At 71.8% G+C, this 12720-nt stretch carries 16 protein-coding genes; 6 read left to right on the top strand and 10 right to left on the bottom strand.

Annotated features, from left to right (window positions below; all coding sequences use genetic code 11):
• Window positions 1-6 precede the first annotated feature (6 nt).
• Window positions 7-840, bottom strand: coding sequence for an ABC transporter ATP-binding protein (locus tag AC068D_RS29935; protein WP_478826224.1), 834 nt, complete (start codon window positions 838-840; stop codon window positions 7-9).
• A 72-nt stretch (window positions 841-912) separates the two neighbouring features.
• Between AC068D_RS29935 and AC068D_RS29930 the strand changes: the two genes are divergently transcribed.
• The 3 genes from AC068D_RS29930 to AC068D_RS29920 all read left to right on the top strand — a co-directional run bounded on the left by AC068D_RS29930 (window position 913) and on the right by AC068D_RS29920 (window position 2182).
• Window positions 913-1152: a toxin-antitoxin system HicB family antitoxin gene (locus AC068D_RS29930; protein WP_478826223.1), complete on the top strand. Its 240-nt coding sequence runs from the start codon at window positions 913-915 to the stop codon at window positions 1150-1152.
• Window positions 1149-1520: a fic family toxin-antitoxin system, toxin component gene (locus AC068D_RS29925; protein WP_478826222.1), complete on the top strand. Its 372-nt coding sequence runs from the start codon at window positions 1149-1151 to the stop codon at window positions 1518-1520. The genes AC068D_RS29930 and AC068D_RS29925 overlap by 4 nt, the downstream gene beginning before the upstream one ends.
• 74 nt (window positions 1521-1594) lie before the next feature.
• Window positions 1595-2182, top strand: coding sequence for a hypothetical protein (locus AC068D_RS29920; RefSeq protein ID WP_478826221.1), 588 nt, complete (start codon window positions 1595-1597; stop codon window positions 2180-2182).
• Window positions 2183-2529: 347 nt separating this feature from the next.
• Here the strand turns inward: AC068D_RS29920 and AC068D_RS29915 are convergent, their stop codons facing one another.
• The 5 genes from AC068D_RS29915 to bioB all read right to left on the bottom strand — a co-directional run bounded on the left by AC068D_RS29915 (window position 2530) and on the right by bioB (window position 7382).
• On the bottom strand, window positions 2530-3228 hold the full coding sequence (locus tag AC068D_RS29915) for a class I SAM-dependent methyltransferase (protein WP_478826220.1): 699 nt from the start codon (window positions 3226-3228) through the stop codon (window positions 2530-2532).
• Between the two features lie 53 nt (window positions 3229-3281).
• Window positions 3282-3638 (bottom strand): VOC family protein, encoded by a 357-nt coding sequence (locus AC068D_RS29910; protein ID WP_478826219.1) that lies wholly within the window; start codon window positions 3636-3638, stop codon window positions 3282-3284.
• A gap of 8 nt (window positions 3639-3646) precedes the next feature.
• Entirely contained in the window at window positions 3647-4366 is a 720-nt protein-coding gene (gene bioD / locus AC068D_RS29905) for a dethiobiotin synthase (protein WP_478826218.1), read from the bottom strand.
• A 564-nt stretch (window positions 4367-4930) separates the two neighbouring features.
• Window positions 4931-6220 (bottom strand): adenosylmethionine--8-amino-7-oxononanoate transaminase, encoded by a 1290-nt coding sequence (locus AC068D_RS29900; protein ID WP_478826217.1) that lies wholly within the window; start codon window positions 6218-6220, stop codon window positions 4931-4933.
• Entirely contained in the window at window positions 6213-7382 is a 1170-nt protein-coding gene (gene bioB, locus AC068D_RS29895) for a biotin synthase BioB (RefSeq protein WP_478826216.1), read from the bottom strand. The genes AC068D_RS29900 and bioB overlap by 8 nt, the downstream gene beginning before the upstream one ends.
• Window positions 7383-7527: 145 nt before the next feature.
• On the opposite strand from bioB, the gene AC068D_RS29890 reads away from it, so the two are divergent.
• Window positions 7528-8685 carry an 8-amino-7-oxononanoate synthase gene (locus AC068D_RS29890; RefSeq protein ID WP_478826215.1) on the top strand — a complete coding sequence of 386 codons (1158 nt, stop codon included), beginning with the start codon at window positions 7528-7530 and terminating at the stop codon, window positions 8683-8685.
• A 55-nt stretch (window positions 8686-8740) separates the two neighbouring features.
• Here AC068D_RS29890 and AC068D_RS29885 read toward each other — a convergent pair whose 3' ends face one another.
• Both AC068D_RS29885 and AC068D_RS29880 read right to left on the bottom strand, forming a co-directional pair.
• Window positions 8741-8959, bottom strand: coding sequence for a DUF397 domain-containing protein (locus tag AC068D_RS29885; RefSeq protein ID WP_478826214.1), 219 nt, complete (start codon window positions 8957-8959; stop codon window positions 8741-8743).
• 11 nt (window positions 8960-8970) lie between these two features.
• Window positions 8971-9828 carry a helix-turn-helix domain-containing protein gene (locus AC068D_RS29880; protein WP_478826213.1) on the bottom strand — a complete coding sequence of 286 codons (858 nt, stop codon included), beginning with the start codon at window positions 9826-9828 and terminating at the stop codon, window positions 8971-8973.
• A 271-nt stretch (window positions 9829-10099) separates the two neighbouring features.
• Between AC068D_RS29880 and AC068D_RS29875 the strand changes: the two genes are divergently transcribed.
• Window positions 10100-10546, top strand: a complete 447-nt coding sequence (locus tag AC068D_RS29875) for an ATP-binding protein (RefSeq protein WP_478826212.1) — start codon at window positions 10100-10102, stop codon at window positions 10544-10546.
• Between the two features lie 40 nt (window positions 10547-10586).
• On the opposite strand, the gene AC068D_RS29870 is transcribed toward AC068D_RS29875, so the two are convergent.
• Window positions 10587-11498, bottom strand: coding sequence for a LysR family transcriptional regulator (locus AC068D_RS29870; RefSeq protein WP_478826211.1), 912 nt, complete (start codon window positions 11496-11498; stop codon window positions 10587-10589).
• An 82-nt stretch (window positions 11499-11580) separates the two neighbouring features.
• Between AC068D_RS29870 and AC068D_RS29865 the strand changes: the two genes are divergently transcribed.
• The gene (locus AC068D_RS29865; RefSeq protein ID WP_478826210.1) at window positions 11581-12216 is read left to right on the top strand and encodes a LysE family translocator; all 636 of its coding nucleotides are present in this window, start codon (window positions 11581-11583) and stop codon (window positions 12214-12216) included.
• Here the strand turns inward: AC068D_RS29865 and AC068D_RS29860 are convergent.
• Window positions 12170-12685: a DUF6328 family protein gene (locus AC068D_RS29860; protein ID WP_478826209.1), complete on the bottom strand. Its 516-nt coding sequence runs from the start codon at window positions 12683-12685 to the stop codon at window positions 12170-12172. The two genes, AC068D_RS29865 and AC068D_RS29860, sit on opposite strands and share 47 nt — an antisense overlap.
• Between the last annotated feature and the right edge of the window lie 35 nt (window positions 12686-12720).

Genomic DNA, 12720 nt, shown 5'->3' with positions numbered 1-12720 from the left:
CCGGTCTCAGCTCCGGCGCAGCGAGTCGAAGTGCTTGAGCCGTTCCAGCACCGCATCGGCGGTCGGCTCGTGCATCACGTCCACGATCCGGCCGTCGGCAAGGAAGACCACCAGGTCCGCGTGGCCCGCCGCGCCCGGGTCATGGGTCACCATCACCACCGTCTGGTCCAGCCGGTCCACGGCCTCCCGCAGAAAGGCGAGCACCTCGGCTCCGGCGCGCGAGTCCAGGTTGCCGGTGGGCTCGTCGGCGAAGATCAGCTCGGGGCGGGAGGCCAGGGCCCGGGCGCAGGCGACACGCTGCTGCTGGCCGCCGGACAGCTGGGCCGGCCGGTGCCGCAGTCGGTCGCGCAGCCCCAGGGTGTCGATGACGAGGTCCACCCACTCCTCGTCGGGCTTGCGCCCGGCGATGTCCATCGGGAGCGTGATGTTCTCCGCGGCGGTGAGCGTCGGCAGGAGATTGAACGCCTGGAACACGAAGCCGATGCGGTCCCGGCGCAGCCTGGTCAGATCACGTTCCCGCAGTCCCGTGATCTCGGTGTCGCCGAGCCACACCTGCCCGGCGGACACGGTGTCGAGACCCGCGAGGCAGTGCATCAGTGTGGACTTGCCCGATCCCGACGGGCCCATCACGGCGGTGAAGCGCCCCCGTGCGATGTCCACGTCCACAGAGTCGAGGGCCAGGACCGTGGTCTCGCCCGTGCCGTACGCCTTGGTGAGGCCGCGTGCCCGCGCGGCGAGCGGTGTGTCCGCGGCCAGTTCATCGGCCGGAGCAGTGGCAGGTGTCGACAAAGCTGCCTCCCGGGTCGTGGGCGCGCGCGGCTCCCGTACTCCGTACTGCATGCTGCGTACCCCAGAGCGTACGGGCACCTCCTGCTCTTGTCGGTGCTAGCGCTGTGGCGCTAGCTTGAAGAGGTGGCGAAGACTCAGCTGAACGTACGCGTGGACGAGAGCACCGCGGAGGCCGCACGCCGGCGGGCACACCAGCGGGGGGTGAGCGTGAACCGCTATATCGAGGAGCTCGTCAAGCAGGACGCGGGTGAGGCCGGACGCACCTTCGTCGAGGCCGCGGCGGACTTCATGAAGCAGTACGAGTCGGTGTTCGCGGAGGAGTTCGGCGCGTCGGAGGCGGAGCGGGGCAAGGGCGGGCGTTGAACCTCTCGATCGACCTCGCCTGGCTCCTCATGGTCGCTGAGCACAAGACGCCCGGTGATCCCCAGGTCACCGACTGGGGAGCGCTCGTCGCCGCCGTCAGCCGCCATGAGGCGGAGATATTCGGCACGCCCGTCTACGGCGATCCGCATGCACGCGCCGCGTCCCTGCTGCAACTGCTGCTGCACGTACCCGCGCTGGAGCACTCCAACGCGATGTTCGCGTCGGCCGTGGCGTACGGCTACCTGGTCGCGTCCGGCCTGAAGGTGGTCACCTCGCCCGAGCAGGTCCGGGATCTCGCACGGCTGGTCAAGCAGGGCAAGGCGGACGTCAGGGCGATCGCCGACGAGCTGCGGCAATGGAGCCATTAGCGCAGTTCCCCCGATCTCTGAAGGATCACCGGAATCCACCCGTCCCGGGCGCGCTGCCGATTACGTTGCTTCGCATGACCACGAGACAGAACGTGCGTGCGAGACGGGTGGCGGCGACGGTGGCCGGTGCCGCCGCGATCGCGATGCTGGGAATCGGAGGGGCGATCGCGGCGGGCGCACCGGACGCGACGCGTGTCCCGGTCGGTGCCACCGATGAGACGCCCACGCCGCCCGACACGAGTGGCGGGGTGAGCGGGGACACCACCGGCACCGGCGGTTCCGTCGGCGTCACGGAGGGCGGCGGCTCCTCGGACGGCAGCGGGAGCGACGGGGGCTCCTCGGGTGGCAGCGGATCCGACGGCGGCTCCTCGGACGGTGGTTCCGTCGGTGTCACGGAGGGCGGCGGCTCCTCGGACGGCAGCGGGGCGGACGGGGGCTCCTGGGGAGGCGATTCGGTCGGGCCGACCGGAACTCCCGGCCCGGAGCCCTCGCCCAGCACCCCGGCGGATCCCGACGGCCTGGCCAAGCGGATCGACGAGCTGAACCACAAGGTCGACCAGCTGCCGACAAAGAAGGAACTGGCCGACGCGCTCAGGGCGTTCGCCGATGAGCTGGACAAGGGCGGCCGGCCGGAAGGGGGACGGGACGACGGCGGTCGCTAGTGCTGTGACCGGAAGGGTTCACCGGGACGGCCGCCGCGTCCGGTGCGGTGGAGCGCGCGGCCGTGGAGCGCACGGCGGCGCAACGCAAGGGTGTGGTTGGCCCTCGGACGGGGCGTGCCCGGCGGCGCCCCCGGCCGGGCGACGCGCCGTGCCGGTGTGCGGCGTCCACATGAACCCTTCCGGTCACCCAGGGCTCTCGTTCGGATCTTGCCGGGCTCGCGTGCCCCGGTACGCATGCTCGCCGCGTTGTCGTCGGTCGCCCACGCTCCGCGTGGGCTCCTTCCTCCGCCTTGCGATCGCACGCACTGGACCCCGCTCACCGATCCAGCCCGATCCGAACGAAGACCCTAGGCCGGATCCCCCACCGGCGCGTCGGCCGTGTACGGCCTGCGCGCAACACCCAGCACGGTGAACGACGACGGCAGTCGAGGACCCTTCTCCGGGATGCGCAGCGTGCGGTACTCGCCGATGTCGAAGCCCGCCAGCTCCATCGCCGCGATCGGGTCCCGGGCCGTGTGGCAGCCGCCGAACAGCAGGGGCCACACCGTGCGGTCCAGCATGCGCTGGGCCTGGGCCATCGCCCTGCCCGGAGCCAGACCGTGCTCGAAGAAGCGCAGTTCGCCGCCCGGGCGCAGTACGCGCCTGACCTCTGAGAGCGCGCGGGGCAGGTCCCGCACTGAACAGAGGACCAGGGACACGACGGCCGCATCGAACGCCTCGCTCTTGACCGGCAGTGCCTCGGCGGCGCCCGGCACCACGTCGACCGGCACATCGGCATGGAGTCCCGCTGTCGCGGCCAGCCGGCGAAGGGTGCGCTCCGGTTCGATCGCGACCACCTCGGAAACCGCACCGGGATAGTGGGCGAAGTTCAACCCGTTGCCGGCCCCGATCTCGATGACCCGGCCGGAGAGCCCGGACAGCAGCTCCTTGCGGTACTCGGCGATTCCGCCCTTCATATCGGCTGTCACGCTCAAGCGCGCGTAGAAGCGCGCGAAGACAGGGTGATGGACGGCGTCCCGGGGAACGTTCGCACTGCGCAACGGCATCGTGGGCCTCCTCCGACGACCGGTACGGAGATTGTCCCCCCGGAAGGCCGGGCTCAGTCGGCTCCGTCAGCCGTCACCAGACAGAACTCGTTCCCCTCCGGGTCGCGCAGCACCTGGAAGCGGCCGTGGTCGTCGGTCACCGTGCCGCCGACCAGCGTCGCACCCAGTCGCACCGCCTCCTCGGCCGCCGCGCCGATGTCGCCTGCGTCCAGGTCCAGATGGAAACGGTTCTTGACGGTCTTGCCCTCCGGCACGCGCTGGAACGCGATGCGTACGAACCCGGGCGGTTCGACGTACGCCCAGCTCGCATCCCGCACCACCGCTTCGCCGCCGAGCAGGGCGGACCAGAACCGGGCGAGAGCCGCAGGCTCCGCGCAGTCGATGACGATCTCGTCGACTCGTGCTCGCACGGCGCCGCTCACTCCCCAACCGCGGCGAACGCTTCCACGTCCCACACTCCGCCGAGTACGGGGGCCAGCCAGTGCGGCGCCGCCGCACGGAAGGCCGCGGGCGGCAGCGTGCCCGATCCCTCGGGCACGGCACCGAGCAGAGGTGCTCCCGCCGATTCGGGGAGATCACCGAGATTGCAGCGGCTGGCCAGGTCCGGCACTGCCGGCCAGCTTCCCACCACGATGCCCAGCGGTTCGAGCGAGCGGGCGCGCAGCGCCTCGGTGGTGAGCCCGGTCGCATTGAGGGTCCCGAGGCCGGCCGTCGCGACGACGAGCACGGGCGCGTGCAGCAGCCGGGCGGCGTCGGCGAGGGTCCCGCCAGCGTCATCGAAGCGTACGAGGAGGCCGCCCGCACCCTCGACCAGCACGAGATCGTGATCGGCTGCGAGCTTCTCCGCGGCCTCGGCGACCTCCCCCGGGCTCACCGTGGTCATGCCCGCCCGTCGAGCGGCCGTGTTCGGAGCCAACGGTTCCGGGAAGCGGGCGAGTTCGACGGCGCCCACACCGGGGCCTGCAAGCCGTGCCGCCTCCTGGGCGTCGCCGGGCTCTCCGGTCCCGAGCCCGGTCTGTGCGGGCTTCAGCACGGCCACCCTCCGGCCCTGCGCGGCGGCGACGGCGGCCAGGGCCGCGGTGACCACGGTCTTCCCGATCTCCGTTCCCGTGCCGCTGACGACGATGACGCTGCCCATGTTGCTCCTCGTTCCTCTGCACTCGCCTGTCCGCCGGAGGCCCCGCCGCCCCGGCACATGTGATGCCGCTTCCCGCCCCTGTCGGGCCGTCGTTCACGTCCGGGCACACCCGGCCACGGAACCTCCGCCCCGGGCGGCGCCGACCTCCCGGGGCGCCCCGCGAGGACCGGGCCCTGCGGCAACGCGCACGCAGCCCGATGGTGCCGGGCACCGGTGCCCGGCACATGGACGTGTCGTCCCGGCGGCTGCGGCACCGGCCGGTGGCCGGGATGCGAACGCCGGCAGGACCGGCGGGACCGGCCGGTGCGCCGGAGGTCCGCCCCGCCCCGACCGGATCCGGCGGCCGGACCGCGCGCGGCGGCCGCGTGCGCCGGTGCCGGCGTGCGCCGATGACTCGGCGGCCCAGCTGCCGCCGGCCCGGCCCCGCGGCGGCGGACCGGTCACCCGGGACGCGACGCCGTTCGGCGTCCGCTGCCCGCCGGCACAGGGGTGGAGACCCCCGGACCGTCAGGACCGGACACCCACGGTCCGGCCGGACCCCGACCCCGGGGCCGGCACCCCGACTCACCCCGCCGACGCGGCCGCGCACACCGCCCGCGAGATGCGGGCCAGATCCTGGTTGCCCGTCACATACGGCGGCATCGTGTACACCAGGTCGCGGAACGGGCGGAGCCAGACGCCCTCGCGGACCGCCGCTTCCGTCGCCGCGGCCATGTCCACGGGGTGATCCAGCTGTACGACGCCGATCGCGCCGAGGACGCGGACATCGCGTACACCGGGCAGCGAACCGGCCTCGGCGAGCCCCTCGCGCAGGCCCGCCTCCAGGCGCTTGACCTCCTGGGCCCAGTCGTGGCCGAGCAGCAGGTCGATCGATGCGCAGGCGACCGCCGATGCCAGCGGGTTGCCCATGAACGTCGGTCCGTGCGCGAGGACGGGAACCTCGCCCCGGGAGATCCCGTCGGCCACCCGGCTCGTGCACAGCGTCGCGGCCATGGACAGGTAACCGCCCGTCAGCGCCTTGCCGAGGCACATCACATCGGGGGACACCTCCGCGTGCTCCGCGGCGAAGAGCGCGCCCGTCCGGCCGAAACCGGTGGCGATCTCGTCGAACACGAGCAGCACGTCGTGCGCGTCGCACGCCTCCCGCAGAACCCGGAGGTATGCGGGGGAGTGGAAGCGCATCCCGCCGGCTCCCTGCACCACCGGCTCCACGATCACCGCGGCCAGCTCGTCCGCGTGGCGCCCGATGAGCTCACGCAGATGGTCGGCGTAGGCCTCGTCGTATGCCGCCGGCGGCGCGTCCGCGAAGATCTGCCGCGGCAGAACTCCCGACCACAGCTGGTGCATACCGCCGTCCGGGTCGCAGACGGCCATCGGCTGCCAGGTGTCGCCGTGGTACCCGCCGCGCCACGTCAGCAGCCGCCGCTTGTCCGGCCGGCCCACGGAGCGCCAGTACTGCAGGCACATCTTCACCGCGACCTCGACCGAGACCGAACCGGAGTCGCAGAGGAAGACATGCCGGAGCGGCTCCGGCGTGATCTCCACCAGCCGGGTCGCGAGCCGGACGGCGGGCTCATGAGTGAGCCCGCCGAACATCACATGACTCATGCGGTCCAGCTGGCTGCGCGTCGCCTCGTTGAGCACGGGGTGGTTGTAGCCGTGGATCGCCGACCACCAGGAGGACATGCCGTCGACCAACTCGTCCTGTCCGTGCACCGGTTCGGAGAGCCGGAGCCGTACCCCCGAGGCGGACTCGACGACCAGTGGGTCCTCACGGCCGGGCATGGGGCCGTACGGGTGCCAGACATGCGCCCGGTCGAGCGCCACCAGCTCACGCACGCCGGAACTACGCATTGGGCGCGATGTCCGTCCCGGCGCCGCGCCGCCGCACCGCCACGAGATCCGTACGGGCCGCCGTCGCTTCGGCGGGAGCCTCCGTGGCCTCGGACCCCGTCTCGCCGCAGGGGGTGCAGCCGCCGGAGTGTGAGCCGCAGCCGCCGGCCGCGGCGTCGGCCCGGTGCTCGGGAAGGGTCGTGGTGTCCGTGCCCTCGACCTCGAAGCCCGAGTCCGCGATCATCTCCAGATCCGCCTTGCCGGCCTGGCCCTCGCTGGTCAGGTAGTCCCCGAGGAAGATCGAGTTGGCGAGGTGCAGCGCCAGTGGCTGAAGGGTGCGCAGGTGGACCTCGCGGCCGCCCGCGAGCCGCACCTCCACGTCCGGGCAGACGAACCGCACCATGGCCAGGATCCGCAGCGCCCGCTGCGGCGTGAGGTTCCACTCCTTGGCGAGCGGGGTGCCCTCGAACGGGATCAGGAAGTTCACCGGCACCGAGTCCGGGTCGAGCTCGCGCAGTGCGAAGACGACGTCGACCAGGTCCTCGTCGCTCTCGCCCATGCCCGCGATCAGGCCCGAGCATGCCGAAAGACCCGCGGCGTGAGCCTTCTGGACGGTGTCCACACGGTCCGCGTAGGTGTGCGTGGTCGTGATGTCCCCGTACGTCCCCTCGGACGTGTTGAGGTTGTGGTTGTACGCGTCGGCCCCGGCCTCCCGCAGCCGTTCGGCCTGTCCGTCGGAGAGCAGTCCGAGGCAGGCGCACACCTCGACGTCCTCGTTCTGCTCCTTGATCGCCTCGATGGTCCGGGACACCCGGTCGACGTCCTTGTCCGTGGGCCCCCGGCCGCTTGCGACCAGGCAGACCCGCTTCGCGCCGCCGGCGACTCCGGCGGCCGCCGCCTCCGACGCCTCGTCAGGCTTGAGCCAGGTGTACTTGAGGATCTCCGCCTTGGAGCCGAGCCGCTGGGAGCAGTACGAGCAGTCCTCGGGACAGAGACCGGACTTCAGATTGACCAGATAGTTGAGCTTCACCCGCCGTCCGAACCACTGACGGCGTACCTTTCCGGCCGCGGCCACCACTTCGAGGAGATCGTCGTCGGAGGTCGCCAGTACGGCGAGCGCTTCTTCGCGGGTCGGCAGCTCACGCCGCAGGCCCTTGTCCACCAGCGTGTTCAGGAGGTCCATGGCGCAGATCCTCGCCTACCGGACACCCCGCGGCCAAGGAGGAACTCGACAACACGCGCGGATTGAGGTGTGTGTATGGCCACACCCTGACCTCTGCCGTCCCGGGCTAGGGTCTGTTCGCTGCCTACAAAAGGACCGGAGCCCCATGTCGCAGTTCCTGCCCCAGGATCCCTTCGCATGGACGGACGACGCGGCGCGTCTGCGCGCGGATGCGGGCCTCGTACGCATGCTCCGGCCGCGAACTGCCGACGCCGCCCTGCTCGATCTCGCGAGCAACGACTACCTCGGCCTCACCCGCAGGGCCGAGGTCACCGAGGCGGCGGCCGCCGCCGCCCGCCGCTGGGGTGCGGGTTCCACCGGCTCCCGGCTGGTCACGGGCAGCACCGAACTGCATGCGGAACTCGAGCGTGAGCTGGCCGAGTTCTGCGGGTTCGAGGCCGCACTGGTGTTCTCCTCCGGATACGCGGCCAATCTCGCCGCACTCACGGCGCTGAGCACCCACGGCTCCCTGATCGTGTCCGACGCGGGCAACCACGCCTCGATCGTCGACGGCTGCCGGCTCTCGCGGGCGGAGACGGCAGTGGTGCCGCACGCCGATCCGGAGGCCGTGTGCAAGACGCTCGAGGTCCACCCGGGCCGGCGTGCCCTCGTCGTCACCGACTCGGTCTTCTCCGTGGACGGAGACGCGGCGCCGCTGACCGCGCTCGCGGACGTCTGCCGCGCGCAAGGAGCGGCTCTCGTCGTCGACGACGCGCACGGTTTCGGCGTTCTCGGGGACGGCGGCCGTGGTGCACTGCATGCCGCCGGGCTGGCGGGCGCAGCGCACGTCGTCGCCACCCTGACCCTGTCCAAGTCCCTGGGCAGCCAGGGCGGCGCCGTGCTCGGCCCGGCCCGTGTCATCGACCATCTGGTGAACGCGGCACGGACGTTCATCTTCGACACCGGCCTCGCCCCGGCCGCGGCCGGGGCCGCTCTGGCGAGCCTGCGGCTGCTGCGCCGCGAGCCGGGATTCGCCGACCGTGCCCGTGCCGTCGCGGCCACCCTCCACGAACGGCTGACGGGGGCCGGGCTGACCGCCGCACGCCCGGACGCGGCGGTCGTCTCGGTGCAGGCACCGTCACCGGAGGCGGCCGTGGGATGGGCGGCGGACTGCCGGGCGGAGGGGCTGGCGGTCGGCTGCTTCCGGCCGCCGTCCGTGCCCGACGGCATTTCGCGGATCAGGCTCACCGCGAGGGCCGATCTCACGGACCGGCAGATCGACGAGGCCGTCGCGGTCGTCCTGAGGACGGCGCCGCCCCGCTGAGCCGTGGCCCGGGGCCGCCTTCGCGGCCCTGAGGGTCCTCCGGGCGACGGACCTGTCAGCGGGTGGCGTCCTCGCGCAGTCCGTGGACGAAGCCGCTCCATGCCCGGGGCGAGAAGAGCAGCGGGGTACGCCGGACGTCCTTGGAGTCGCGCACGGCGAACCTGCCGTCGGCGCAGCGCGCCGCCTCGACGCAGTTGTTCATTCCGACGCTGCGGCTGCTGCGCCGCCATGGGGTGCAGATCCGGGTGCGCATGCATATCAGGTGATCAGACATGGGCGTGCCTCCTACGCGCCGTCACCGATCCCGGTGATGAGGGCCAACGAGTCCTGGAGCGGGAGCGCGTGCGCCTGCATGGTGCGGAACGCGGCGCCGTACGCCTCGAGGTCTTCCTTCCGCTCCAGATAGAGGCTACTCGTCAAGTGGTCTAGAACAACTACGTCCAGATCAGAAGTGGTCGGAAATGAGAAAATAACGAAAGGCCCGGTGAGGCCCGCATAACCGCCCGTCGAAAAGGGAAGCACCTGAAGCCGCACATGGGGCAGTTGGGCCGTCTCCAGTACCCGTGCCAACTGCGCCCGCATCACCCGGGGCCCGCCCACCTGCCGGCGCAGCACCGCCTCGTCCAGGACGGCGCTGAACTGGAGCGGACGCTTCCCGTGCAGCACTTCCTGCCGGGCGAGTCGTACCTCCACCAGCGAATCCACGGTCGCGGCGGACACACCGTCCAGTGCCGAACGGGTCACCGCCCGTGCATAGTCCGGGGTCTGCAGGAGGCCGGGCACCACCGAGGTCTCGAGGGTGCGGGCGGAACTCGCCTGGGACTCCAGACTGATGAAGTCCCGGTACTGGGGCGGAATCACCCCGCGGTAGGCGTGCCACCAGCCCGTGCCGCCGCCTCCCGCCGACCCGGCGAGCGCCCCGAGTAGTTCGCGCAGCCGAGTGTCCGTGATCCCGTAGGCGTCGAGCAGCCGCATCACATCGGCCGGTTTCACCCCGCTCGCCGCGGTCTCTATCCGGCTCACCTTCGACTGATGCCATCCCACCAGCCGGGCAGCCTCCCGGCTGGTGAGGCCCGCGCCGAGCCGCAGCCCGCGCAACTCCTCACCGAGCTTGCGGCGGCGCACCACCGGACCCTGACGCACGCAGCCGCCTCCTTCCGGACTTCGGCGAGCCGCCCGGGGGACCGCGGCCACCGATGACGCAGCCACCCAGTGTGCGCCCAAATACGTTCTCGCGTAGCAGAGTTCACTGCTTTGAGCGACAGATATATGCATATCCGGGGGGATCGAGGGTTACGGGGTCATCAACGGTGGCAGTCTGAGGACCAGCGCAGTCCGGGGCCGCTCCGGCACATCACCGCTACGTGTCGCCACGTGTCGTCATCCGGCCTCGGTGGGAAAGGGACGGCCCGCCATGGCAGACCACCAGGAAGCATCCATCACTCTGCCGAGCGATCCCGCCTCGGTCTCCGCAGCGCGGAGATACATCTCCGGCGTTCTCGCCGAATGGGGCCTCCCGGGGGAGGTGGAAACGGCCGACACCGTGCGGCTCATCGTCTCCGAGCTCGCGACCAACGCCGTGCAGCACACTTTCGGGCAGTCGCCGACCTTCACCGTCGACGTCCGGCTCGAACGCGACGAGCACCTGAGTATCGGCGTCACCGACAGCCATCCGCGCCACCCGCAGCGGCTGCCCGCCGCGGTGCAGCAGGACAACGGCCGGGGCATGGTGATCATCCGATGGCTCACCGCCGAGCACGGCGGGCGGCTGTCGGTGATCCCCACTCCTGACGGTGGCAAGACCGTTCGTATCGCGCTGCCCTGGCCGCCGGTGCCCGCACCCGTCCAGAGCCCGGAATGACTGCACCGCGGCGACCGTGACGCCGGTTCGCGCCGTTGCACTACCCGGTGGCCTGTGCGAACCCGGCGCGCAGCAGGGCCAGCAGAGAGCGGGCTGCGGGACCGGACTCGTCGCCGCGGTGCGCCACGGAGATCGTGCGGCGGAACGCAGCGGGCTCGAGCGGCCGCACCCCGAGCGGCGTCGTCGCCGTTCTGGCCACCATCTCCGGTACGACCGCGACCCCGAGCCCCGCGCTGACCAGTGCGCAGACCAGCGCATACCCGGGCGACTCGCAGACCACGGCCGATGTCGCCCCCGCCCGCGCCAGCGCACCCTCCACACCCCTGCGGGGAGGGTGCGAGGGCGCACTGCTGATGAGAGGCCGGCCCGCGAGCTCATCGACCGGGAGCCGTCCCGAGCCGCCGGCCAGCAGCTGCCCCGGTGCAGTCACCAGCACCAACTCCTCGACCAGCAGGGGCTCCAGAAGGACACCCGCGGGCAACGGGTACGGTTCGCCCGGTTCGTACTCGTGCGTCAGGGCCAGGTCCACCTCGCCCGAGGCCACCGCGGCGACCCCGTACGGCGGTTCGTACTCGGCCACGGTCAGTTCCACATCCGGATGGGCCCGGCGGAACGAGCTCAGCACCGGCGGCAGGAGATGGACGCCGGCCGTGGTGAACGTGCCCACCCGGAGCCGGCCGCCGGACAGCCCGGCCAGCCGGGCCAGTTCATGTCGCGCGCGGTCCATCTCGTCCAGCACCCGCCGGGCATGCGCGGCGAGCACCTCACCGGCGGGCGTCAGCCGGGTTCCGCGATGATGGCGGACCAGCAGCGCCGCCCCCGCTTCGCGCTCCAGCTTGGTCAGCTGCTGGGAGAGCGCGGGAGGGGTGTAGCCGAGGCGGCCCGCGGCCCGGGTGATCGAACCGGCCTCGGCGACCGCCACCAGTGCCGCCAGCCGTGTCGGGTCGTACATCTGTGCCCCTTAAGCGTTCCTTCAGGCAGACCCAGGAGATTGCAAGTACACGCTAAGGGCTGTCGTGGTCCAGGGTGGGGTCATGGACGCACAGCTGATCGCCTTCGTCGGGGTCGCGGCGGGCATGGTCGCCATGCCGGGCGCAGATTTCACGGTCGTCGTACGCAATGCCCTGGCCTCCCGCTCCGACGGCGTCGCCGCCGCGCTCGGGGTGGCCGGAGGACTGGTCGTCCACACCGCGTTGGCCGTCGCAGGACTCGCGGCGCTGCTGGTCGCCGTGCCGGTCCTGTACCGGACGCTCCAGTTCGTGGGGGGTGCCTACGTCCTCTACCTGGGTGTACAGGCCCTGCGCAATGCTCTCCGGCCGAGGCCGGCGGCCGTAGGGGACGCCGAGCGCTTCGTGACCGGCACGGGAGCCGTGCGCAGTCTGCGCCAGGGCTTCCTCACCAATGTGCTCAATCCCAAGGCGCCGGTGCTCTTCCTCAGCCTGCTGCCGCAGTTCGTGCCGGACGATGCCGCGGTACTGCCGCGCACGCTGCTGCTGGCCGGCATCGTCGTGGCACTCGCACTCGTCTGGTTCCCACTGGTGGCGCTGCTCGTGGACCGGCTGGGACGGTGGCTTCGCCGGCCGCGGGCCGCTCGCACCGTCGAGGGCGTCAGCGGCGGGGCTCTCACCGCTCTCGGCCTGGCTCTGGTGATCGCTCCGGCGGCTCGCTGAGCCTCCGGCCGAGGACCAGGGGCAGCGCCCCCCACAGCAGGACGCAGACGAACAGGGTCGTCGCAGCGGCGGCGACCCCTTCGGGCGTGCCGTGCACGACATCGACGACCAGCAGTACCGCCGAGGTCAGGGCCAGGGCGAGCACCGCAAGGCCGATTCCCGCGAGCCGCGAGGAGACCGAGACGATCTCCCGTTTGGCGCCCCTGCGGAACAGTCCGCGGTGCACCGCCGCGGGTGCGGTGAACAGCGCTGCGGCCACCACGGCCAGCATCAGCGTCGTCACGTACGTGCCTCGCTGGAACGAGTCGAGGGACGGGAACCGGGCGGTGAAGGCGAGGGTCAGCAGAAACGCGAACAGGATCTGTACGCCGGTCTGGATGACCCGCAGCTCCTGCAGCAGCTCGGCGAAGTTGCGGTCCGCTCTTTCGAGCTCGGACTCGTCGCGCGAGGCACGGGGATCGTCGGCCATGTATGACGAATTGCCCGTGCCCCGCGGAACCTGTC

The sequence above is a fragment of the Streptomyces sp. NPDC043861 genome (assembly GCF_056435905.1).
Note: the sequence above shows the minus strand (reverse complement) of the source record. Positions and strands in the feature narration are given on the sequence as shown.

What these genes read in the sequence shown, in the direction of transcription:
- AC068D_RS29900 (WP_478826217.1), bottom strand. Translation starts at nt 6,220, where the DNA reads ATGCGTAGTTCCGGCGTGCGTGAGCTGGTGGCGCTCGACCGGGCGCAT.
- AC068D_RS29875 (WP_478826212.1), top strand. Translation starts at nt 10,100, where the DNA reads ATGGCAGACCACCAGGAAGCATCCATCACTCTGCCGAGCGATCCCGCC.
- AC068D_RS29860 (WP_478826209.1), bottom strand. Translation starts at nt 12,685, where the DNA reads ATGGCCGACGATCCCCGTGCCTCGCGCGACGAGTCCGAGCTCGAAAGA.
- bioD (WP_478826218.1), bottom strand. Translation starts at nt 4,366, where the DNA reads ATGGGCAGCGTCATCGTCGTCAGCGGCACGGGAACGGAGATCGGGAAG.
- AC068D_RS29865 (WP_478826210.1), top strand. Translation starts at nt 11,581, where the DNA reads ATGGACGCACAGCTGATCGCCTTCGTCGGGGTCGCGGCGGGCATGGTC.
- AC068D_RS29885 (WP_478826214.1), bottom strand. Translation starts at nt 8,959, where the DNA reads ATGTCTGATCACCTGATATGCATGCGCACCCGGATCTGCACCCCATGG.
- AC068D_RS29890 (WP_478826215.1), top strand. Translation starts at nt 7,528, where the DNA reads ATGTCGCAGTTCCTGCCCCAGGATCCCTTCGCATGGACGGACGACGCG.
- bioB (WP_478826216.1), bottom strand. Translation starts at nt 7,382, where the DNA reads ATGGACCTCCTGAACACGCTGGTGGACAAGGGCCTGCGGCGTGAGCTG.
- AC068D_RS29920 (WP_478826221.1), top strand. Translation starts at nt 1,595, where the DNA reads ATGACCACGAGACAGAACGTGCGTGCGAGACGGGTGGCGGCGACGGTG.
- AC068D_RS29870 (WP_478826211.1), bottom strand. Translation starts at nt 11,498, where the DNA reads ATGTACGACCCGACACGGCTGGCGGCACTGGTGGCGGTCGCCGAGGCC.
- AC068D_RS29935 (WP_478826224.1), bottom strand. Translation starts at nt 840, where the DNA reads ATGCAGTACGGAGTACGGGAGCCGCGCGCGCCCACGACCCGGGAGGCA.
- AC068D_RS29915 (WP_478826220.1), bottom strand. Translation starts at nt 3,228, where the DNA reads ATGCCGTTGCGCAGTGCGAACGTTCCCCGGGACGCCGTCCATCACCCT.